Here is a 19,270-nt window from a genome sequence, read left to right as displayed (position 1 = left end):
AGGGTCAGATGGATCACCCCGTCGATCCGGGTGACCTCCGAGGCCAGCCAGTCGCAGTTCACCGCTTCACACGGCAGGACGGCGCCCTCGGGCAAGGGGCCGAAGTCGAGATCCGCACCGTCGATGGTCAGGACATCGCCCTGCCGGGACAGGGTGAGGGCGGCATCGGAGCGGAAGGGCGAGAACGAGATTTTCATGATGGGTCTCCTCAGAACCAGCGGCCGATGGTGAGCAGCCTGAATTGCTGTCCGGTGGGCGAGCCCGCCAAGACCATTGTGGATGCGGATGGCATCTTGCTCGTAAAACGAAAGTAATATCACGCCAACTCGCCTTCATGCTCTTTGACATTCGTGGAAATACAGAGATATAGCTCAAAGAGGCTCCCCCGCATACGCGGGGATAGACCGTCGAGACCTGTAAGGACAAGCCGTCTGGCAATGGCTCCCCCGCATACGCGGGGATAGACCCGCGATTTGATCGAGGACCCGACGCTTGACGACGGCTCCCCCGCATACGCGGGGATAGACCCCCCGGTGCGGGCGCGTTCTCGATCACCGATTTGGCTCCCCCGCATACGCGGGGATAGACCCCGGGCGCTGGTCAGCTGGCTCGGCTCGGTCGAGGCTCCCCCGCATACGCGGGGATAGACCCCTTGCCCGACGATTATGGCTGGCGGTGGCTCCCCCGCATACGCGGGGATAGACCCCATAGCTTTCGGCTTGGTGTCCTTGACTGTCAGGCTCCCCCGCATACGCGGGGATAGACCCCGTCGCGGCCAGCATGAGCCAGATCGCCCAGCGGCTCCCCCGCATACGCGGGGATAGACCCCGGCAGCAGCGTGACCTTGATATGGCCCTGCAGGCTCCCCCGCATACGCGGGGATAGACCCCAGGTGGGAACGTGTAGCCCGGGCATGCCTTGGCTCCCCCGCATACGCGGGGATAGACCCATCGCATGAAAATGTGCGCGGCCCTTCAAATCGGCTCCCCCGCATACGCGGGGATAGACCCACGCATCCCGCAGTATGTCGCCAGGCGCAGAGGGCTCCCCCGCATACGCGGGGATAGACCCTGCCGAGCTTGCGACTTGCTCCCCGAACAGCAGGCTCCCCCGCATACGCGGGGATAGACCCGCGAAATTCTGGCCGACAGACGCATGGGCTGGGGCTCCCCCGCATACGCGGGGATAGACCCCGCATTCCAGTCGCGTCGCTTCGGCTGGTCTTGGCTCCCCCGCATACGCGGGGACAAATCCGCAGGAATCTAGGCTTTGCGCGCCCAGGCCCCTTCCGGAACGTCGTCGAGTGCGGTGCGCCAGGCGTCGGTGCGTTCGACCGGCAGCGCCGCCAGTTGCAGCGCCGCCTCCGCCACGGCCGCCAGATGGGCGGCGCGGGCCTCGGGCGAGGTGCGGGGCACGCCGTAGGCCACCTGCAGGGGGGCCACCTCGAAGCCCATGTATTCCAGCGCCAGCTTGCGGACCGGCATCAGCAGCGGATCAATCGGGCCGTAGACGCCGTTCTCAGAGAACCGTTCGGGTGTGCCGCCGGTGGTGACGCTGATCATCGCGCGGCGGCCCCGGAACAGGCCGGTTTCGAAGCGTCGTCCGTCCACATAGGCAAAGCCGTAGCTCAGCACCCGGTCGATCCAGCCCTTCATCAGTGCCGGCGGGCCACCCCACCAGACCGGGAACTGCAGGATCACGTTGTCAGCTTCGGCCACGCGTGCCTGCTCGCGGCGGATGTCCTCGGCGTAGGTGCCGTGGCGGGCGGCATTGGCCTGCTCGGCCTGAACATGAAAACGCCCGGCGTCGGCGCGCTCGGTCACGTCATGGGCCCCCACGTCGGCGCGAAAGCCCTCGGCCGCGAGGTCGGAGACCGTGACCCGGTGCCCGGCCTGTCGCAGCGCCGCAGCGGTGCCCCGGGCCAGCGCGTGGTTGAACGAGGCCGGGTCGGGGTGGGCCACGACGATGAGGATGTTGCGAGCGATCATGTCAGTCCTCAGTTCAGGAAACTCGGGAAGAACAGTGACACCTGCGGCACCAGCGCGATCACCGTGAGCACCAGCAGGCAGACCCCCACCATCGGCATCGCCTCGCGGATCACTTTGCCCACCGGCTCGCCCGAGATCGCCGAAGCGATGAACAGCAGGATGCCCACCGGCGGCGTCGCCATGCCGATAACCACGTTCAGCACCACCATGATGCCGAAATGCACCGGGTCCATGCCGATCAGCGCCTGGAACTTCATCAGGATCGGCATCGTCAGGATGAGGATCGAGATCGGCTCGAGGAACATGCCCAGCACCAGCAGGAAGATGTTGAGCAGCAGCAGGATCATCCACGGGTTTTCGGTCAGCGACAGCATGGCATCGGCGATCAGCTGCGGCACCTGTTCCAGCGTGAAGACGAAGGAGACGATGCTGGCCATCGAGGTGATGAAGAGGATGGATGTCGACACCAGCGCGGCGGCGATCAGCGCCTCCCAGACCCGCGCGATCGTCAGGTCGCGGTAGACGAACCCGATGATGAGCGCATAGCCAACCGCCACGGCGGCGGCCTCGGTCGGGGTAAAGATCCCCGCCTTGATGCCCACAAGGATGATCAGCGGCAGCAGCAGCGCAGGCAGGGTGCGGCGGGTTGCGGCGAGGCGCTCGCGCGCTGTCATCCGGGGCGTGACCGGGAAGCCGTCGCGGCGCGCGCGCCAGCTCGCGTAGATCAGCAGCCCCACGGCGATGCCGATGCCCGGCATGATGCCCGCTAGGAAGAGCTGCCCGATCGAGGCGCCCGACAACACACCGTAGATGATCATGGTGATCGACGGCGGAATGATCGGCCCCATCACCGAGCTTACTGCGATCAGCGCCGCGGCATAGGCCGGTGGCATGCCCTGCTTGGCCATCGACGGGATCAGGATCGAGCCAAGCGCCGAGGCTTCGGCGGTGGCGCTGCCCGAGATCCCTGCGAAGAAACCCGAAGACAGGATCGACACCGAGGACATGCCGCCCCGGCGGTGGCCGACCATGGCGCGGGCGAAGGTCACGATGCGTTCGGTGACGCCGCCCACATTCATCAGCGTGCCTGCCAGCAGGAACAGCGGGATCGTCAGCAGGACGAACTGGTCGACCCCCGCGATCATCCGCTGCGGCAGCATCAGCGCCATCATGCCGTTGCCCGAGAGGTAGAGATAGGCGGTGCCCGCGATGCCGAGCGCCAGCGCAATGGGCACGCCAGTGGCGAGGAAGCCTGCGAAAAGGAGGAAGAAGCTGCTCATGTGGTTTCGGCCGCTGTACAGTCGGCGTCAGGCGCCGTGTCTTCGAGATTGTTGATGACCTGGCGGCGGAAGCTGACCGCCAGGTCTCCGAGCACATGCAGCGCCAGCAGCGCGAGACCCACGGTCACGCTCACATAGACCCAGCGGATCGAGAGCCCCAGCGCCTCGCCCGAAAGCGCGGTCCAGATGAAATCGAGTGCGGGGATGGTCTGGCGATCGAAGCGCGAGGCGAAATCCCAGCCGTACCAGGCCATGAGCCCGAGAAAGACCACGATCGGCACCGCCATCACCGCTTTCAGCAGCCAGCGCAGACGCGGGCTGAGCAGCGAGGGCACGAACTCCAGCACCACGAACTCGCCCTTGGAGAAGGCAAGGCCCAGCACGAGAAAGGTCTGCCAGATCAGCAGGTAGCGGCAAAGCTCCTCGGCCCAGATCAGGCTGCCTCCCAGAATGTAGCGCCAGAATACCTGCGCCAGCATGATCACGACGATCAGCAGCATGCTGACCCCGGCGAGGGTGCGCACGAGCCATATGTAGCTTGTGACGAAGCGGGTAAGGGGCCCGGTTCTGTCCTGCATCGGTTTCATCCTCCCTGTGAGGGTGTCCCGCGGTGGCGCTCAGGCCCTCGCGGGATGGCTGTGTCAGGAAGGCGTGCCGGCGGCCGCGACCAGCTCGGCGATGAGAGGATCCTTGCCGGACCACTCCGCCGTCAGGTCAGACACGCGATCACGCATCTGGTCGAGCTCGCTCAGCTCGACGATCTCGACGCCCTTGGATTTGAGCTCCTCGCGGCCCTCGAGATCCTGCGTCTTGGCATAGTCGAGCGTCGCGGTGACCGAACGCCGGCCGGCCTCGATCACGGCGGCCTTCTCCTCGTCGTTGAGCCCTTCGAAGAAGCGTTCGGACATCACCGTCGACATGTGCCACGGGTAGTGGCCGGTCAGCGTGAAGTGCTTGCCGACCTCCCAGAGGTTTTCGCCCAGCATCGAGGAGACGTTGATCTCGACAGCGTCGATTACCCCGGTTTCCAGCGCGCCATAGACCTCGCCATAGGGCAGGCCGACGGGCGCGGTGCCCACCGTCTCCCAGATCTGCTGGTGCAGCGGCACCGGCACGATGCGGGTCTTGAGCCCCGAGAAATCCGCGAGCGTGGTGACAGCCTTGTTGATCGACAGGAAGTTGCGCTGGCCGGTGTCGGCGACCGCGAGGCCCACTAGCCCGGCCGGGCGCAGATCGTCGAGGATCTTCTGCCCGACGTCGCCGAGCGCCAGCTCGCCGAAATGGTCGTAGTCGCGGATGAGGAAGGGCATCTGCCAGGCGTTCATCGCCTGACGTCCCGTGACCAGCGGGATCAGCACCCCAGAGACGGCGACCACATCCATCAGCCCGGCGACGCCCCCCTCCAGCAATTGCTTGTCATCGCCCAGCTGGCGGTTCGGGAAGATCTGCACCTCGAAACCGCCGGGCATCAGCTCTTCCAGAGCCTCGGCAAAGCTGGTGGCCAGGCGGTGACCCGGATGTACCTCGTTGGCGGCATGGGCAAAGCGCATGCGGCGCCCGGCCGCACGGGCGACATGGGGCGCGGCCAGCGCCATGCCCATAGCAGCGGCGCCGGTCAGCAGGGTTCTTCTGTGAATGGTCATTGTGGTTTCCTCCCTCGGTGACGTTTTAGGCGGCCCGGCGCGGCCCTCTTCCTCGCCTGCGCCGGTCGCAGGGCCGGTCCAGCCGGCGCAAATCGTGGCCGGTCAGGCCGGCTTCGGGTAATCCCCTGCGTTCAGCACCCATCCAGGTTTGGCCGAGAAATCCTCACGCGGGGGGCTGAAGATATCAACGAGCAGGTTGCTGCCCGCCCCAGTGGCGCGCGTGGTATGGATCACCGGCGGCGGGATCACCAGCAGCGATGGCGCGCCCATCTCCAGCGCCTTGTCCTCCTTCCAGTCTGCCATATCGCTGGTCCAGGTCCAGCGCAGGTAATGGGTGAAGGAACCCGTCAGCGCCAGCGAGCCCTGTTCGAAATCGTCGTGGTGGTGCGGCGACATCTTCGACGGATCGCGCGGCCCGTCGAACGGGTCGAGCACGTTCACCATCAGCGTGGTGCACCGGAAGATACGCCCGAACCGGCCTGCTTCGGGGGCCACGTCGAGCGAATAGTGCCGGACTTTCCAGCCGCCCGGCGGGGCTGGCCAGTCCTGCAGCGGCGGGATGTGGTGGCGCGGCACGTCATAGCCCTGCGCATTGCCGCAGAGCGCGACGAGGTCGGCGCTGCGCGTGGTGAAGAGCCGCACGAGCTCGCCGCCCTCGCGGCTGGTGAGACGGCTGGCACCGGCAGGCACGAAGGCAATGGAGTTGCCCGGGACCTGCACGGTCTCGCCGTTCCATTCGATCTCGGCACCGTTCTGCGGCAGCAGCACACAGTACTCGTCTTCCTGTGCGTCACGGGCGAACACGGCGCCCGGCTCGGCAAGGCTATAGGCCACGAGGAAGTTGTGTCCCCTGTGCAACCAGGTGCGGCCCGACGCGTCGGAGAGCTGCGGCGCGCTGTCGTAGAAGGTTGCGCCCTGTTCGACTGCCACGAGGCCGGTCTGGTTCAGCATGCTCGCCGATTTCGAAGCGGCCAGCGACGCGCGCGGATCGGACTTGTCGTACATCTTCTTCCTTTCCCGGCGGCCCCCTCCGACCGCCCGTCTCTCGTATCTTCCGCGTTCTCCGGACAGTGCCGTGAAAGCGTCATGCCCGTCGGGCAAAGCCCCTTCAGGGGGCTATCCTCGCGTTCCGGTGGCGGTCCCGCGGCCCCGGCTCGGGGACGTTCTTGCCATGGTCGGAGCGGCTCGTGTTTCTTTTAGCAGAACATCGTTCTCGCAAACGGAACATACGGATGCTCACTCGGGGCTGTCAAGTCCTCGCGTTCGGGGAGTGCCCATGCGGCTGATGCGGTGCCGGCTGGCCCATTTCGGGCAGGCGAAATCCCGTCTTTTCCGGCGCCTCAGGGGCGACCGGATGGCAAATCTCGCTCTTGCTTTCGGGGGATAGCGGGTGTCAGCCGAAGGGAAGCGGGCCGGAATGGCCCATAAGGACCGAGATCTGCCGCGCGGTCTCCAGCACGGCGGCCGCATGTTCAGTGCCGGGATCGGCGGCCAGCGACTGGGTGAGGTCGACGATCCCCACGGAGCCGCAGACCGCGCCGGAGCCGTCGAGAATCGGGCTCGCCAGGGTGTTGAGCCCAAGTGCCGCCTGGTTGGGCGCGGTGGCCCAGCCCCGGCGGCGGATCACCTCGAACTCGGCCGCCAGCAGGGCAGGGTCGGTGAGCGTGTGTTCGGTGAAGGCGGTCAACGCGCCGGTCAGCACGCGCCGCTGGAAAGCCTCGGAGGAAAACGCCGTCGCCACCTTGCCCTGCGCCGAGCCATGGAAGGACAAAAGCGAGCCCACGCGGACGCCGATCTCGATGGGCGAGCGGCCGGGGACGGTTGCGATCACCAGCATCCCGTCCGGCGTCAGTTGCGAGGCCACGGCGGAATGCCCGAGCCGGTCGCGCAGCGCCAGAAGTGAGTCGCGGGTCGAGCTGATGAGCCCACTGTTGTCGAGCACCGCCTGTCCCAGAGACACCAGTTGGTGGCCGATCTCGTAGCGCTCGGAATCCTCGTGCTGGAACACATAGCCCTGCTGCACCAGCGTCTGCAGGTGCCGGTGGATGCGGCTCTTGGAAGTGCCGAGCGCGGTGGCGAGGCTGGTGACCCCGACGCCCTTGCCGGTCCGCGCCACTTGGTCAACGATCTGCATCGTCAGAATGACGGACTGAAGCCCCTCGGCCATTTTCTTGTCGTCTTCCGGCATCCCTGCCTCCTTCTGGTTCTGGCCGCGCCAAGAGGTTCTACAACCGCCCTGCGCAAGGCTGCAACCGACTGCGCCGGGGCGCGCCGGAACCGGCGCTTGAAACTTCGCCGCTTGACACGGGCGCCATCTGAAAAATAATAGAACATAGTTTCGCTCAGCGGGACAAGCTGAAAGTCATATCTGGCCGACGCCTGTCAAAGGCCGATGACCGAACGCGGGGCAGTTGCCCCGGGCAGAGCACATGGGAGGCACTACGATGACATCCGCGGACGGGCTGGCGCTGGACCAAGAGGCGCGCATTTCCGAGATCCTCCAGGGGGCAGTGGACCCCCATGTCCACAGCGGTCCGTCGATCGCGCCCCGCGCGGTGGATCATCTCGATCTGGCCCGCGATCTGTCGGGCGCGGGCTTCTCGGCGATGGTCACCAAGGACCACGACTATTCCGGCGTGATGTGTGCCGCACTGATCAAGGCGCACCACCCTGAACTGAGCACGCGGGTGTTCTCGGGGATCGTGCTGAACAACGTGGTGGGCGGGCTCAACCCCTATGCGGTGGAGCACACCGCTGCGATGGGCGGCAAGGTGGTCTGGCTTCCGACCCTCGCCGCCGAGAACCACCTCACATGGGAGGCCTCGTCCGACTGGTCGCACCCGGCCTCGACGCAGAAGATCCGCCCGGCGCGTGCCGTGCCGCTGTTTGATGCCGACGGTGCCATGCTGCCCGAGTTGCTCGATATCCTGGATGTCTGCGCCGCCACGGGGCTGGCGCTGGCCAGCGGCCACATCCACGTCAGCGAGACGAAGAGGGTCTTCGCCGAGGCGAAGAAGCGGGGGGTCGAGCGGCTGATCTTCACCCATCCCGAGGATATCGTCGGCGCCTCGATGGAGGACACGCTCGAGATCGCGAACATGGGCGCGCAGGTCGAGCATTCGCTGGCTTTCTTCGTCGAGGGCTCGAAGTTTCGCAACCGCTCCAATGAAGAGCTCAAGGCCTATATCGACCTCGTCGGCCCCGAGCGGACGATCCTGTGCTCGGATCTGGGGCAGGTGGGGACGATCTCGCCGTTGCAGGGCTTTCGCACTGCGGTCCGGACCTGTCTGGAGCTGGGGTATACCGACGCGCAGATCAAGCCGATGGTCTCGACGAACGCGGCGCAGGTGATCGGCCTCGACGGCTGACGCCGCGCGTCAGGACGCTCGCGCACCGGACAAGCGAACCGCGCCACGGGGCAGGGTGCCTCGTCGCGCGCAGACAAGGATATGTCATGCAGGATGTTTTCATTCTCGGTGCCGCACGCACGCCAATCGGCAGTTTCGGCGGCGCGTTGTCGTCGCTCGGGCCCGACGCGCTCGGCATCCTCGCCGCCACCGAGGCGATCCGCCGGGCCGGTGTCGAGGCTCAGCAGATCGACAACGCCGTTGTGGGCAACGTCATCCCGACCAGGCCCCGCGACCTTTATCTTGGCCGTGCCATCGGCATCGGGGCGGGGTTGCCGGACAGCTCGCAGGGGCTGACGCTCAACCGGCTTTGCGGGTCCGGTGCGCAGGCCATCGCGACCGCGGCGGGGATGATCCGTGCGGGTGAAAGCCGCCTGTCGCTGGCCTGCGGCGCCGAGGCCATGAGCCGTGCGCCGTTCTCGGTCGACGGCATGCGCCATGGCATCAAGATGGGGGATGCGGGCGCCACCGACTGGATGATGGGCGCGCTCACCGATCCGTTCGGCTGCGGCGCCATGGGCATCACTGCCGAGAACGTGGCCGAGCGTCATAACATCTCGCGCGTCGATCAGGATGCCTTCGCCGCCGAAAGCCAGCGCCGTGCCGGGGTGGCGCTGGCCGAGGGGCGCTTCGCCGCGCAGATTGTGCCGGTGCCGGTGCGCTCGCGCAGTGGCGAGACCCTCGTGGCCGTTGACGAATACCCGCGCCCCGGCACCACCGCCGCCCAGCTTGCCGGGCTGCGTCCGGTGTTTCGTAAGGACGGCAGTGTGACTGCGGGCAACGCCAGCGGTATCAATGACGGTGCCGCGGCGCTGGTTCTGGCGGGTGAGGACGAGGTCACCGCCCGCGGCCTGTCGCCCATGGCGCGACTCCTGTCCTGGGGCGTGGCGGGTGTGCCGCCCGAGGTCATGGGGCTCGGCCCTGTTGAGGCGGTGCCGCTGGCGCTGTCGCGGGCGGGGCTGACGATTGCCGACATGGACGTCATCGAATCGAACGAGGCCTTCGCGGCACAGGCGATCGCGGTGAATCGGCTGCTCGGGCTCGATCCGGAGAAGGTGAACCCCAACGGCGGCGCCATCGCGCTTGGCCATCCGCTGGGGGCCACCGGGGCGATCCTCGCGGTCAAGGCGATCCACGAATTGCAGCGCATCGGCGGTCGCCACGCGCTGGTCACCATGTGCATCGGCGGCGGTCAGGGTATCGCGCTGGTCATCGAGGCGTTCGGCGCCTGAGGTCACAGAGCAGGGAGGAACACCACCATGACCACCACCTTCAGGGACCGGGTGAGGGCGCGCGAGCTGCTCGTTGGCACCTTCGTCAAGACACCTTCGCCGCATGTGGTCGAGATCCTCGGCCATGCCGGGCTCGACTTCGCGGTGATCGACCAGGAACACGCGCCGATCGAGCTGGGGCAAATGGATATGCTCTCGCTCGCCGGGCGCGCCGTGGGCCTGCCGTTGCTGTCACGTCGCTGGGGCAAAGGCACCGACTGGATCGCGCCGCTGCTCGACCTCGGACTGACCGGCGTCATGGTCCCGCACGTTCTGGACGCCGCGGGCGCCGAGGCGGTTTGCGATGCGGTCCGCTTCGCGCGCAACAAGCGCGGGCTCTCGCCCTCGCCGCGGGCAGGAAACTATGGCGGCATGAGCATCCCCGCCTACCGCGAGGCCAGCGACCGGACCAGCGTCGCGATGGTGCAGATCGAGGACGAGAGCGCGCTTGAGCATCTCGACGCCATTGCCGCCATCGAGGACGTGGACCTGCTCTTTGTGGGGCCGGCGGATCTGTCGCAGTCGATGGGGGTAGCCTTCCCGTCGCCCGAGCTTGACGCGGCCATCGACCGGGTGGTCGCCGCATGTCGCACGGCGGGCCGCGCCGTGGGGCTTTTCGTGGGCGACCCGGCGCAGATCCCGGTTTGGCACGCCAGGGGCGTGACTCTGTTTGTCTGCGGATCGGATCAGGCGCTGCTGCGCAAATCCGCCGCCGCCCTCATGGCCTGATCCTGTCCCGTCGCGTTGTGCCGAAGGCCGCTCCTGAAACTGTCATCAGGAGCGGCCGATATACGTTTTCACAGATGGCCTGCGTCAGACCGCCGGTTTGCGATGCAGCGTCGCCTGTTCGTAGGCATAGGCCATATTGATAATCGCCGCATCGTCCCATTGCTGAGCCAGAAAGATCAACTCGAACGGCGCACCCGAGGCGTAGTAGCCCGCCGGAACCGTGATTCCGGGGATGCCGGCGATGTTCAACTCGCCCACCGTCGTTTCGCGGATCGCATCGCCGGAATGCAGGCCCGGCAGTTCCTCAAGCATCTGCGGATAGGCCAGCGCGTCCAGGTCGTGACGGGCGAAGACCTCGCGCAGCAGCCGCAGATAGGTGTCTTTCAACGCAGTGAATTGCGGCATCGCGGGCGGCGTCGCGGGCGATTTCAGCACTGCGGCGAAATCGGGCAGCTCGTGCAGATAGCCCAGGATCGCGCCCTTGGCGAAGGGATCTTCGGCCTTGGTCGCCTCGACGAAGTCTTCCCAGGTCTTCAGTGCGGCATCGGGACCCAGACGCTTCAGATAGCAGCTGATATCGTAGGGAAGCGATTCCAGCCCGCGCCCGTCGAAGAAGGGCGTACCGGGGGTGATCTGGCGATGCGTGTTGAAATCGGTGCCCGAGAACGGGTCTTCGACCAGAACCGCCCCCGCGGCCGCCAGTTCGGCTTTCGCACGCTCATACAGCGCCGCCGTCTCGGGCGAGAGCGCATCCTTGCGCCAGCCCGGGCCATAGAGACCGATGCGCTTGCCCTTCAGCCCGTCCTTCGACAGGTTGGCCGCGAAACCGCCCTGCGGGATATGGCCAACCGAAGCCAGTGTCTTGGGGTCTTCGGTGGTGAAGCCCGCAATCGCGTCCAGGCAGATCGCCGCATCTTCCACCGTGCGCGCGATTGGGCCCACCATATCGCGATTGCCCGACAGCGGCACGACGCCAGCATTCGGTACCATGCCAATCGTCGCCTTGATCCCCACCAGCCCCTGGGCCGAGGCAGGGTTCTGGATCGAGCCGCCGGTTTCTTCGGCGAGGCCGGTCAGGCAGAAATGCGCGGCAACGGCGCTGGCGGTGCCGGCGCTGGAGCCGCCGGGGGCGCGATCTTCCCGCACCACGTTCAGCGTCGGGCCGGCCCAACTGTCATTGGCATGGGTGCCGGTCCAGCTGAGGATCGGCACATTGGTCTTGCCCAGAATCACCGCTCCCGCCGCCTTCATCCGCGCCGCCACCGGCGCATCGCGTTCGGGCATCAGATCGACGCCGCCGGTGCCGGAATACAGAAGCCGCCAGCCTGCGGTCGATGGATAGCCGACCATATCGACCGTGTCCTTGATCACCACCGGAATCCCCGCCATCGGGCCAAGCTTTTCCCCCGCGGCGCGGCGGCGGTCGATGTCGCGCGCGACGTCCAGCGCGTCGTCGCATTCGAAGATCACCGCATTATACTTGCCGTTCAGCGCCTTCATCTGCGCGATCGACGCACGGGTCAGCGCCTCGGAGGTCAGGCTGCCATCGGCGAAGGCGGCCTGCGCTTGGGTGATCGTCAAAGCGCCAAGATCGATCTGCGGGGTCTCAGCTTTGGTAGACATTTCGGGCCTTTCCGCGCGAAAAAGCGCAGCTGACGCTCTGCCGGGGGCAGAGCGGGACGGTGAAGGGAAAGCGCAGGATCAGAGCGATATCGGCCGCCAGGCCCAATGGCCCTGGCCGAGACCGTCTTCCGGTCGATGCGGGTGAAACTCTGACATCCTTGTCAGGCGGGGCGTGGCAAAGCCTTGCCCGACGGCCTGGCGCTATTACCATGCCGGGATCGTGGCCGCTGGCGGCGGGCGGAACCAAGGGACCACAGAAGCCGCAGGCGAACGATCAATCCGATGTGATCCTCGTTTCTGCCTGTCGTCAAGGCAGAATTTGCCGCAATTTGTCACCATCTCGCGCCAGCGCCGGAATCTGCTGCAATGGGGTTTGACAAGCGGCACGGCTTCAGTCTTGATGATCCTATCCTTGAGCAGGGCAGCTCTCTTCCGATTGATTTCGGGCGAGAGCTTTTTTGTTTTTTTACGGGCCGGAGGAGCCGGGCCGGGTTTCGGACGGGTGCATGACAGACGACCCCTGGAGGATCGGCGTGATCATGTCGCAAAGCGGCGTGACAGGTGCGATCGAACGCAATCAGCTGGCGGCGACGCGGCTTGCCATCGCCGAGATCAACGCGATGGGCGGCGTGCTGGGGCGCAAGCTGCACGCGGTCTTCCGCGATCCGAAATCGACGCCCGCGCTCTATCGCAGCCATGCTCAGGAGCTGTGCCGCGACGAGCGTATCCAGGTGATTTTCGGCGGCCATATGTCGAGCACGCGCAAGGCGATGCTGCCCGAGATCGAGGCCTACAACGCGCTGCTGTTCTATCCGACCCTGTATGAGGGCTTCGAATATTCGCGCCATTGCGTCTATACCGGCGCCGCGCCGAACCAGAATTCGGTGCCGCTGGTCGATTATCTGCATCGCAGCTTCGGGCGCCGGCTGTTCCTCGTCGGCTCGGATTACGTCTATCCCTACGAATCGAACCGCATTGTCTCGGACCTGCTGCGCTCGCGTGGGGGGGAGGTTGTGGACGAGATCTATGTACCGCTGGATCTGAAGCATAAACATGTGACCCAGATCATCGACCGTATTCGCGACCATAAGCCGGATATGATCTATTCCACCGTGGTGGGCGACGGGATCATCCCCTTCTACACCGCTTATCGCGAGGCGGGATTCGATCCGCAGACCTGCCCGATCGCCAGCCAGTCGACCAGCGAAGTGGATGTGGCGCGGATGCCGCCCGGCGTGGCTGACGGCCATGTGATCGCAGCGCCGTTCTTCGATTCGCTGCGCATCCCTGCCGCGCTGGCCTTCGCCCGCGCCTTCCGGCTGGCAGCGGGCGGGCCGATCCCGGCCACAGCCCCCGCCGAGGCCGCCTATTTCTCGGTTCATCTCTACGCCGCGGCTTTGGCTCTGGCGGGCGAAGACGGGATCGAGGCGCTGCTGCCGGCGCTGTACGAGGTCGAGGTCGATGCGCCGCAGGGGGCGGTGCGGGTGGACCGGCTGACCAATCACACCCATCTCTGGCCGCGCGTCGCCCGGATCCGCGAGCAGGGCCCCTATGACATCGTCAGCCAGCCCACCGAGCGTGTGGCGCCCGACCCCTATCTGGTGCGGATCTCGGGCCTGCCCGAAGACACCGACCCCATCGCTTTTCCGTTCAGCGCCGCGCGCTTCTGAGGTTCATGATGAGCTACGCCTTCCTTAAGGAATTGCGCAATCTCTCGGTCGTCGTCCTGCATCCGATGGACGAGGAGGGCATGGCCCTGACCGACCATCTGCGGCGGATCGGCTGCATGCCGCAGCTGGTCTGGCCGGTGCCGGAAAAGCTGCCCAAGGGCACGAATATTGTGCTGGTGGCGATTGTCGATGACCAGCGCGAGGCGCTGCGGCGTCTGTTTCGCACCATGGAAAATCCAGCGCCCACGCTTCTGGCAATTGTCAGCTATGAAAACCCCGCCACGCTGCAGCTGGTGCTGGAAAGCGGCGCGATGGCGGTGATCGGGCGACCGATCAAGCCCTTCGGTCTGCTGACCAATCTGGCGATTGCCCGTAATATCTGGACCCAGACCCAGAACCTTGCCCGCGATGCACGCCGCTACAAGCGCAAGGTCAAGGGTGAACAGGCGGTCAGCCGTGCCAAGACCATCCTGATGGCCACCCGCAATATCGACGAGGACCAGGCCCATCGTGAGCTGCGTGCCGAAGCCATGAGCCGCCGTATCGCGATTGAAGCGGTGGCTCAGGACATCATCGCCGGTGCTCACACCCAAATTGCAGGTATTGCCTCTGTGGGGGAAGAAATTTTCTTGTCCGATCCGAAAGAATCGGATTAACTTCGCTTCAGGATGGTCCCCGGCTTGTCCGGCCACCTCCGCACGGCCCGCCTCAGGCTGGCCGTTCCATAGGCAATGCAGCCCGCAATCGTTCTGCAGGAGCGAGGCGGGCTTTTTTGTTTCGACAGCGCTGTCGGTCGTAATTCCAGCATAAGAAACCCCATCGCAGGCATGGCCTTTGCCTGTGCATGGCCACCAACAACAGGGAAAAACAATGACACTGAAACGTCGTCAGTTTCTGACCACTGCTGCGGTTTCGGCGGGCGCTCTGGCCATGCCGGGATATATCCGCAGCGCCCGCGCCGCTGAGACTATTCAGGTCGGCGCGCTTTACTCGCAGACCGGCGGGCTTTCCGTGGTCGAGAAGATGCTGGCCAGCGCCGTGCAGCTTGCGGCCTCCGAGATCAATGCCTCCGGCGGCGTGCTGGGCAAGCAGATCGAGGTAATCGTCGAAGACGGTGCCTCTGACCCGAAAACTTTCGCCGAAAAAGCGCAGAAGCTTGTGATCAAAGACAAGGTGCAGACCGTGTTTGGCTGCCACACCTCGGCCAGCCGCAAGGCGGTGCTGCCGATCTTTGAACGCCGCAATGCGATGCTGTTCTACCAGACCCATTACGAGGGCTTCGAATGCTCGCGCAATGTCGTTTACCTTGGCGCAGTGCCGAACCAGCAGCTCTCGAACTACATTCCCTGGATCATCAACACGCTGGGCAAGAAGAAATTCTTCATCGTCGGCTCGAACTATGTTTATCCGCGCGAGATGGCCAAGGTCTCGAAAAGCCTGATCGAGGCGGGCGGTGCCGAATGGGTGGCTGATGAATATCTGGAGCTTGGCCATTCCGAATGGGCCGTGATGGTCAACAAGATCAAGGAGTCCGGCGCCGATGTGGTCCTGTCGCATGTGGTGGGCGATTCGATCATTTCCTTCTACCGCGAATTCCGCAATCAGGGCCTCAGCCATGCCGAGCTGCCGATCTGCGCCACGGTGACCTCGGAGATCGAGATCGCCGCGATGGGGCCGGAATATGCGGCGGGCAGCTACACCTCCTTCCCCTATTTCATGTCGATCGACCGGCCGGAAAACCGCAGTTTCATCGAGCGCTACCGCGCCTTCGTGAATGATCCCAAAGCGATCACCTATCACTCGCTGGAAGCGGCCTATTTCCAGCTGTTCTTGTGGAAACAGGCCGTTGAGAAGGCAGGGGACTTCTCGGCGGACGGTATCCGCGAGAATATCCGCGGGCAGGAATATGATGCGCCCGGTGGCCCGGTGAAGGTCGATCCCGACAACCTCCACACCTGGGTGACCCCGAATATTGGTCAGTGGCAGGACGACGGCCAGAGCAAGATCGTCGACAGCTATGGCAAGCCGATCAAGCCGCTGCCGTATTCCGGCTATGGCGAGACGGCAGAAAACCTGTTCTGCACCGCCGCCGGTCTCGACAGCTCGAAACTCTGATCTGCCGTGCCCGGGCGGGTCATGCCTGCCCGGGCCGCCACCCTCCTCGAAAGGCCGGTCGCCTGTGTTCGATACTCTGTTCATCGGATTGAGCCTCAGCTCGATCCTTCTGCTCGTGGCGCTGGGCCTTGCGGTCACCTATGGCGCCATGGGCATCATCAATATGGCCCATGGCGAGATGGTCATGATCGGCGCCTATGTCGCGGTTCTGTCCAATATCTGGCTGGGCACCAACCTGCTGCTGACGATACCGCTGGCCTTCCTTGTCACCGCCGCGCTTGGTTATGGGCTGGAGCGCCTGGTGGTGCGGCGGCTTTACGGGCGGCTTCTGGATACGCTTCTGGCCACCTGGGGCATCGCGATCCTGTTGCAACAGGCGATCCGGCTGGAATTCGGCCTGAGCTTTTTCGGCATCCATGTCGAGGGTCTGGGCTCGGGCCTGCAGAACGTGCCGGTGCCGCAGTTCCTGCAAGGCACACTGGGCCTGTTCGGGCTGCAACTGAACAGCTATCGCGTCTTCATCGTGCTGGTGACGCTGGTTCTGGCGGGGCTGACCTGGTTCACCCTCTATCGCACGCCGCTTGGGATGAAGGTGCGCGCGATCATCCGCAATCCGCAAATGGCCGCCGCCTGCGGCATCGATGTCAAGGCCACCAATGCGATCACCTTCGCGCTTGGCTCGGGCCTCGCCGGGGTGGCGGGGGTGCTGATGGCGGGCTTCCGCTCGGTCTCGCCCGACATGGGGGCGACGATGGTGGTCGACGGCTTCATGGTCGTCGTGACCGGGGGCGTGGGCAGCCTGTTGGGCACGATGGCCGCCGCTGGCATCCTGGGCGAGATCAACGCGCTGGTCGCCATCTTCTTCAACGAGATTGCCGGGCGGGCCTCGGTCCTGCTGGTGGTGATCCTTGTGATCCTTCTCCGGCCCGCCGGGCTGTTCAGCTTCAAGGGGCGCTGAGGCATGACTTCCCTTCTGACCAATTACCGCATCTGGGCCTATCTGCTGTTCTTCGCCGTCCTGCTGGCGCTGCCGTTGACCGGCGATGACTTCTGGCTGAACCGGGTGGCGAAATATCTGTGCTTCGGCATGCTGGGCGCCGCCATCGCGCTGACATGGGGCTATGCCGGGGTGTTGAACCTGGGGCAGGGCCTGTTCTTCGGCCTCGGCGCCTATGCGATGGCGATGCCGCTGAAGCTCGCGAGCTATACCAGCCTGCAACAGGGGTCCGACCAGCCGGTGCCGGATTTCATGCTGTGGAATGCGCAGCCCGGCGCCTCGACCGATCTGTGCTGCATCACGCCCGGATCCTGGCTGTGGATCCCGTTCCAGTCGCAATGGTTCGGGGTGGCGATGGCGATTATCGCGCCGGTGATCGTGGCCACGCTGCTGGGCAGGCTGATCTTCGGCCAGCGGATTTCCGGCGTCTTCGTGTCGATCATCACCCTGGCGCTGGTCTTGCTGGCGCGGCTCTTGCTGGTTGATGCCCAACCGCTGACCAACGGGTTCAACGGGCTGACCGACCTGGGCTATTTCAACCTGTTCGGCACCGAGCTGGATCCCTATGCGGTGACGACCTATTACGTCATTACAATTGCGCTGATCGTGGTGCTGGTTCTGGCACGGCTTCTGGTCGCGACCCGCGCCGGCACCGTGCTGCAGGCCACCCGCGACAGCCAGACCCGGGCGCTGTATCTGGGCTATGACGTGCCAGCCTATCAGACCTTCTTCTTCGCGGTCTCGGCGGCGATCTCGGGTCTGGCTGGCATGCTCTATGTGGTGGTGGCGGAGTTCGCCTCGCCCTCGTTCCTGGATCTGACCTTCTCGGTCTCGATGGTGGTCTGGGCGGCGGTGGGCGGGCGCGGCTCGATCCTGGGAGCCTGTATCGGCGCGATCCTGATCAATGTGCTGGAGGCGCGGGCTTCGGAAACTGAAGCCTTGGTCGAGGCCTGGAAGGCGATTGTCGGACTGGTCTTCGTGCTGGTGGTGATCTGGCTGCCGCAGGGGCTTGGCGGATTTGCCCATGACATGATGCGTCGGCTGACCGGGCGGTGGCGTCCCGAAGCCCTGAAGCAAGAGGTGCGGCAATGAGCGTTTACGCATTGGAGACCGAAGCTCTGGGCGTCAGCTTCGGAAGATTCCGCGCCGTTGATGGCGTGTCGCTGAAGGTGGCGAAGGGCGAATTGCGGGTGCTCTTGGGCGCGAACGGTGCCGGCAAGACCACGCTGATGGATCTGATCAGCGGCCGGACCCGGTCAACATCCGGGCGGGTGCTGCTGAACGGGCGCGATGTCACCAACCTGCGCGAATACCGCATCGCGCGGGCCGGGATCGGGCGCAAGTTTCAGATCCCCTCGATCTTCACCGGGCTGACGGTGCGGCAGAATATCGAAGTCGCGCAATCGCACCATCCCGGCGTCTTCTCCAACCTGCGAATCGGGCGCAGCGCGGCGGATCGGGCGCGTGTGGAGGAGGTGATCGACCTGGTCGGCCTGTCCGATCAGATGAAGACCGAAGCTGGCACGCTGAGCCATGGCCAGATCCAGTGGCTGGAACTGGGCATGCTGATGATCCAGAGCCCCGATGTCATTTTGCTGGACGAGCCGACAGCTGGAATGACCCAGGCCGAAACCGGCAAGACTGCGGCGATCATCAATCGGCTGAAGGGCAATCAGACCATGCTGGTGGTCGAGCATGACATGGCTTTCGTGCGCGACATTGCCGAGAAGATCACGGTTCTGCATCTGGGGCGCGTTCTGGCCGAAGGCACCGTGGCCGAGATCGAAAGCGATGCGGCCGTGCGCGCCGCCTATCTGGGGTCACAGGAGATTTCCGCATGCTGAGCCTGACCAATCTGGAAAGCTGGTATGGACGGTCGCGGGCGCTGAATGGCATCAGCCTCGAGGTGCCCGAGGGCAAGATCACCGGCATTGCGGGGCGCAACGGCACCGGCAAGACGACGCTGCTGAAGACCATCATGGGCCTGACCGACAGCGCCAAGGGCGTGGTGCGGCTGGGCGGGCGCGACATCTCGGCGGCGCCCACCCATATGCGCGCCCGCGCTGGAATTGCCTATGTGCCGCAGGGGCGCGGCATCATCCCTGATTTCACCGTGCGCGAAAACATCGTGATGGGGGGCTTTGCCAACCGTGCGGGCAAGCGCGCCGTGCCCGAGATCGTGCCCGAACTGTTCCCCTATCTGGCGGAAAACATGGACCGGCGCGGCGGGCTTCTGTCGGGCGGGCAGCAGCAGCAGCTGGCCATCGCCCGGGCGCTTGCGGCCGAGCCGGATGTGGTGCTTCTGGACGAGCCGAACGAAGGCATCCAGCCCTCGATCGTCGAGGATATCGAGAAGGTGATCCTGCGGATGAGCCGCGACTTTGGCCTGACGGTGATCCTGGTCGAGCAGAATATCGGCTTCCTGCGCCGTGCCGCCTCGCGCTTTGCGATGCTGGAAAAGGGCGCGGTGGTGGAAGGCGGCGATATTTCGGGCCTGACCGACGCGGTGGTCGACCGCCATATGACGATCTGAACCGGGCGAGGGCC

General features: G+C 65.2%; 17 protein-coding genes, 1 pseudogene and 1 CRISPR repeat array. Of the genes and pseudogenes, 10 read left to right on the top strand and 8 right to left on the bottom strand.

Features of this window, described 5'->3' with window-relative positions:
• The 7 genes and pseudogenes from C8N34_RS10370 to C8N34_RS27235 all read right to left on the bottom strand — a co-directional run.
• A pseudogene (locus C8N34_RS10370) lies at window positions 1–197 on the bottom strand (hypothetical protein); the annotation flags it as partial.
• A gap of 181 nt (window positions 198–378) precedes the next feature.
• Window positions 379–1,254: direct repeats of the CRISPR family, unit length 29 nt; unit sequence GGCTCCCCCGCATACGCGGGGATAGACCC.
• 8 nt (window positions 1,255–1,262) lie between these two features.
• Window positions 1,263–1,988: an NAD(P)H-dependent oxidoreductase gene (locus tag C8N34_RS10365; protein WP_054303341.1), complete on the bottom strand. Its 726-nt coding sequence runs from the start codon at window positions 1,986–1,988 to the stop codon at window positions 1,263–1,265.
• 8 nt (window positions 1,989–1,996) lie between these two features.
• Window positions 1,997–3,268, bottom strand: coding sequence for a TRAP transporter large permease (locus C8N34_RS10360; RefSeq protein WP_108128817.1), 1,272 nt, complete (start codon window positions 3,266–3,268; stop codon window positions 1,997–1,999).
• Window positions 3,265–3,846: a TRAP transporter small permease gene (locus C8N34_RS10355; RefSeq protein WP_158640760.1), complete on the bottom strand. Its 582-nt coding sequence runs from the start codon at window positions 3,844–3,846 to the stop codon at window positions 3,265–3,267. The genes C8N34_RS10360 and C8N34_RS10355 overlap by 4 nt, the downstream gene beginning before the upstream one ends.
• A 63-nt stretch (window positions 3,847–3,909) precedes the next feature.
• A complete protein-coding gene (locus C8N34_RS10350; protein WP_108128815.1) occupies window positions 3,910–4,911 on the bottom strand; it encodes a TRAP transporter substrate-binding protein in 1,002 nt (333 codons plus the stop codon).
• Window positions 4,912–5,013: 102 nt separating this feature from the next.
• Window positions 5,014–5,916, bottom strand: a complete 903-nt coding sequence (locus C8N34_RS10345) for a cupin domain-containing protein (RefSeq protein ID WP_108128814.1) — start codon at window positions 5,914–5,916, stop codon at window positions 5,014–5,016.
• Between the two features lie 388 nt (window positions 5,917–6,304).
• Window positions 6,305–7,099, bottom strand: coding sequence for an IclR family transcriptional regulator (locus tag C8N34_RS27235; RefSeq protein ID WP_108128813.1), 795 nt, complete (start codon window positions 7,097–7,099; stop codon window positions 6,305–6,307).
• Between the two features lie 256 nt (window positions 7,100–7,355).
• Here C8N34_RS27235 and C8N34_RS10335 point away from each other — a divergent pair, with 256 nt between their 5' ends.
• From C8N34_RS10335 to C8N34_RS10325, 3 genes are all read left to right on the top strand, one after another.
• A complete protein-coding gene (locus C8N34_RS10335; RefSeq protein WP_108128812.1) occupies window positions 7,356–8,279 on the top strand; it encodes a DUF6282 family protein in 924 nt (307 codons plus the stop codon).
• A gap of 86 nt (window positions 8,280–8,365) precedes the next feature.
• Window positions 8,366–9,550: an acetyl-CoA C-acyltransferase gene (locus tag C8N34_RS10330; RefSeq protein WP_108128811.1), complete on the top strand. Its 1,185-nt coding sequence runs from the start codon at window positions 8,366–8,368 to the stop codon at window positions 9,548–9,550.
• 27 nt (window positions 9,551–9,577) lie between these two features.
• Window positions 9,578–10,318, top strand: coding sequence for an HpcH/HpaI aldolase family protein (locus C8N34_RS10325; protein ID WP_108128810.1), 741 nt, complete (start codon window positions 9,578–9,580; stop codon window positions 10,316–10,318).
• A gap of 84 nt (window positions 10,319–10,402) precedes the next feature.
• On the opposite strand, the gene C8N34_RS10320 is transcribed toward C8N34_RS10325, so the two are convergent.
• Window positions 10,403–11,941 carry an amidase gene (locus tag C8N34_RS10320; RefSeq protein ID WP_108128809.1) on the bottom strand — a complete coding sequence of 513 codons (1,539 nt, stop codon included), beginning with the start codon at window positions 11,939–11,941 and terminating at the stop codon, window positions 10,403–10,405.
• Window positions 11,942–12,447: 506 nt separating this feature from the next.
• Here C8N34_RS10320 and C8N34_RS10315 point away from each other — a divergent pair.
• The 7 genes from C8N34_RS10315 to urtE all read left to right on the top strand — a co-directional run bounded on the left by C8N34_RS10315 (window position 12,448) and on the right by urtE (window position 19,256).
• Complete coding sequence (locus C8N34_RS10315; RefSeq protein WP_054303331.1) at window positions 12,448–13,611, top strand: transporter substrate-binding domain-containing protein; 1,164 nt, start codon at window positions 12,448–12,450, stop codon at window positions 13,609–13,611.
• 8 nt (window positions 13,612–13,619) lie between these two features.
• The gene (locus tag C8N34_RS10310) at window positions 13,620–14,267 is read left to right on the top strand and encodes an ANTAR domain-containing response regulator (RefSeq protein ID WP_108128808.1); all 648 of its coding nucleotides are present in this window, start codon (window positions 13,620–13,622) and stop codon (window positions 14,265–14,267) included.
• A 214-nt stretch (window positions 14,268–14,481) separates the two neighbouring features.
• Window positions 14,482–15,726, top strand: coding sequence for a transporter substrate-binding domain-containing protein (locus C8N34_RS10305; protein ID WP_054303330.1), 1,245 nt, complete (start codon window positions 14,482–14,484; stop codon window positions 15,724–15,726).
• A gap of 64 nt (window positions 15,727–15,790) precedes the next feature.
• Entirely contained in the window at window positions 15,791–16,684 is an 894-nt protein-coding gene (gene urtB, locus C8N34_RS10300; protein WP_108128807.1) for an urea ABC transporter permease subunit UrtB, read from the top strand.
• 3 nt (window positions 16,685–16,687) lie between these two features.
• Window positions 16,688–17,815 carry an urea ABC transporter permease subunit UrtC gene (urtC, locus tag C8N34_RS10295; RefSeq protein ID WP_108128806.1) on the top strand — a complete coding sequence of 376 codons (1,128 nt, stop codon included), beginning with the start codon at window positions 16,688–16,690 and terminating at the stop codon, window positions 17,813–17,815.
• Window positions 17,812–18,567 (top strand): urea ABC transporter ATP-binding protein UrtD, encoded by a 756-nt coding sequence (urtD, locus tag C8N34_RS10290; protein WP_108128805.1) that lies wholly within the window; start codon window positions 17,812–17,814, stop codon window positions 18,565–18,567. Before urtC ends, urtD begins: the two co-directional genes overlap by 4 nt.
• Window positions 18,561–19,256, top strand: a complete 696-nt coding sequence (urtE, locus tag C8N34_RS10285) for an urea ABC transporter ATP-binding subunit UrtE (protein ID WP_054303326.1) — start codon at window positions 18,561–18,563, stop codon at window positions 19,254–19,256. Before urtD ends, urtE begins: the two co-directional genes overlap by 7 nt.
• Window positions 19,257–19,270 lie beyond the last annotated feature (14 nt).

Source organism: Gemmobacter caeni (assembly GCF_003054195.1).
GTDB lineage: Bacteria > Pseudomonadota > Alphaproteobacteria > Rhodobacterales > Rhodobacteraceae > Gemmobacter > Gemmobacter caeni.
This window is presented reverse-complemented; position numbering and strand designations above follow the sequence as displayed.

What these genes read in the sequence shown, in the direction of transcription:
- C8N34_RS10365 (WP_054303341.1), bottom strand. Translation starts at nt 1,988, where the DNA reads ATGATCGCTCGCAACATCCTCATCGTCGTGGCCCACCCCGACCCGGCC.
- C8N34_RS10360 (WP_108128817.1), bottom strand. Translation starts at nt 3,268, where the DNA reads ATGAGCAGCTTCTTCCTCCTTTTCGCAGGCTTCCTCGCCACTGGCGTG.
- C8N34_RS10355 (WP_158640760.1), bottom strand. Translation starts at nt 3,846, where the DNA reads ATGCAGGACAGAACCGGGCCCCTTACCCGCTTCGTCACAAGCTACATA.
- C8N34_RS10350 (WP_108128815.1), bottom strand. Translation starts at nt 4,911, where the DNA reads ATGACCATTCACAGAAGAACCCTGCTGACCGGCGCCGCTGCTATGGGC.
- C8N34_RS10345 (WP_108128814.1), bottom strand. Translation starts at nt 5,916, where the DNA reads ATGTACGACAAGTCCGATCCGCGCGCGTCGCTGGCCGCTTCGAAATCG.
- C8N34_RS27235 (WP_108128813.1), bottom strand. Translation starts at nt 7,099, where the DNA reads ATGCCGGAAGACGACAAGAAAATGGCCGAGGGGCTTCAGTCCGTCATT.
- C8N34_RS10335 (WP_108128812.1), top strand. Translation starts at nt 7,356, where the DNA reads ATGACATCCGCGGACGGGCTGGCGCTGGACCAAGAGGCGCGCATTTCC.
- C8N34_RS10330 (WP_108128811.1), top strand. Translation starts at nt 8,366, where the DNA reads ATGCAGGATGTTTTCATTCTCGGTGCCGCACGCACGCCAATCGGCAGT.
- C8N34_RS10325 (WP_108128810.1), top strand. Translation starts at nt 9,578, where the DNA reads ATGACCACCACCTTCAGGGACCGGGTGAGGGCGCGCGAGCTGCTCGTT.
- C8N34_RS10320 (WP_108128809.1), bottom strand. Translation starts at nt 11,941, where the DNA reads ATGTCTACCAAAGCTGAGACCCCGCAGATCGATCTTGGCGCTTTGACG.
- C8N34_RS10315 (WP_054303331.1), top strand. Translation starts at nt 12,448, where the DNA reads ATGACAGACGACCCCTGGAGGATCGGCGTGATCATGTCGCAAAGCGGC.
- C8N34_RS10310 (WP_108128808.1), top strand. Translation starts at nt 13,620, where the DNA reads ATGAGCTACGCCTTCCTTAAGGAATTGCGCAATCTCTCGGTCGTCGTC.
- C8N34_RS10305 (WP_054303330.1), top strand. Translation starts at nt 14,482, where the DNA reads ATGACACTGAAACGTCGTCAGTTTCTGACCACTGCTGCGGTTTCGGCG.
- urtC (WP_108128806.1), top strand. Translation starts at nt 16,688, where the DNA reads ATGACTTCCCTTCTGACCAATTACCGCATCTGGGCCTATCTGCTGTTC.
- urtD (WP_108128805.1), top strand. Translation starts at nt 17,812, where the DNA reads ATGAGCGTTTACGCATTGGAGACCGAAGCTCTGGGCGTCAGCTTCGGA.
- urtE (WP_054303326.1), top strand. Translation starts at nt 18,561, where the DNA reads ATGCTGAGCCTGACCAATCTGGAAAGCTGGTATGGACGGTCGCGGGCG.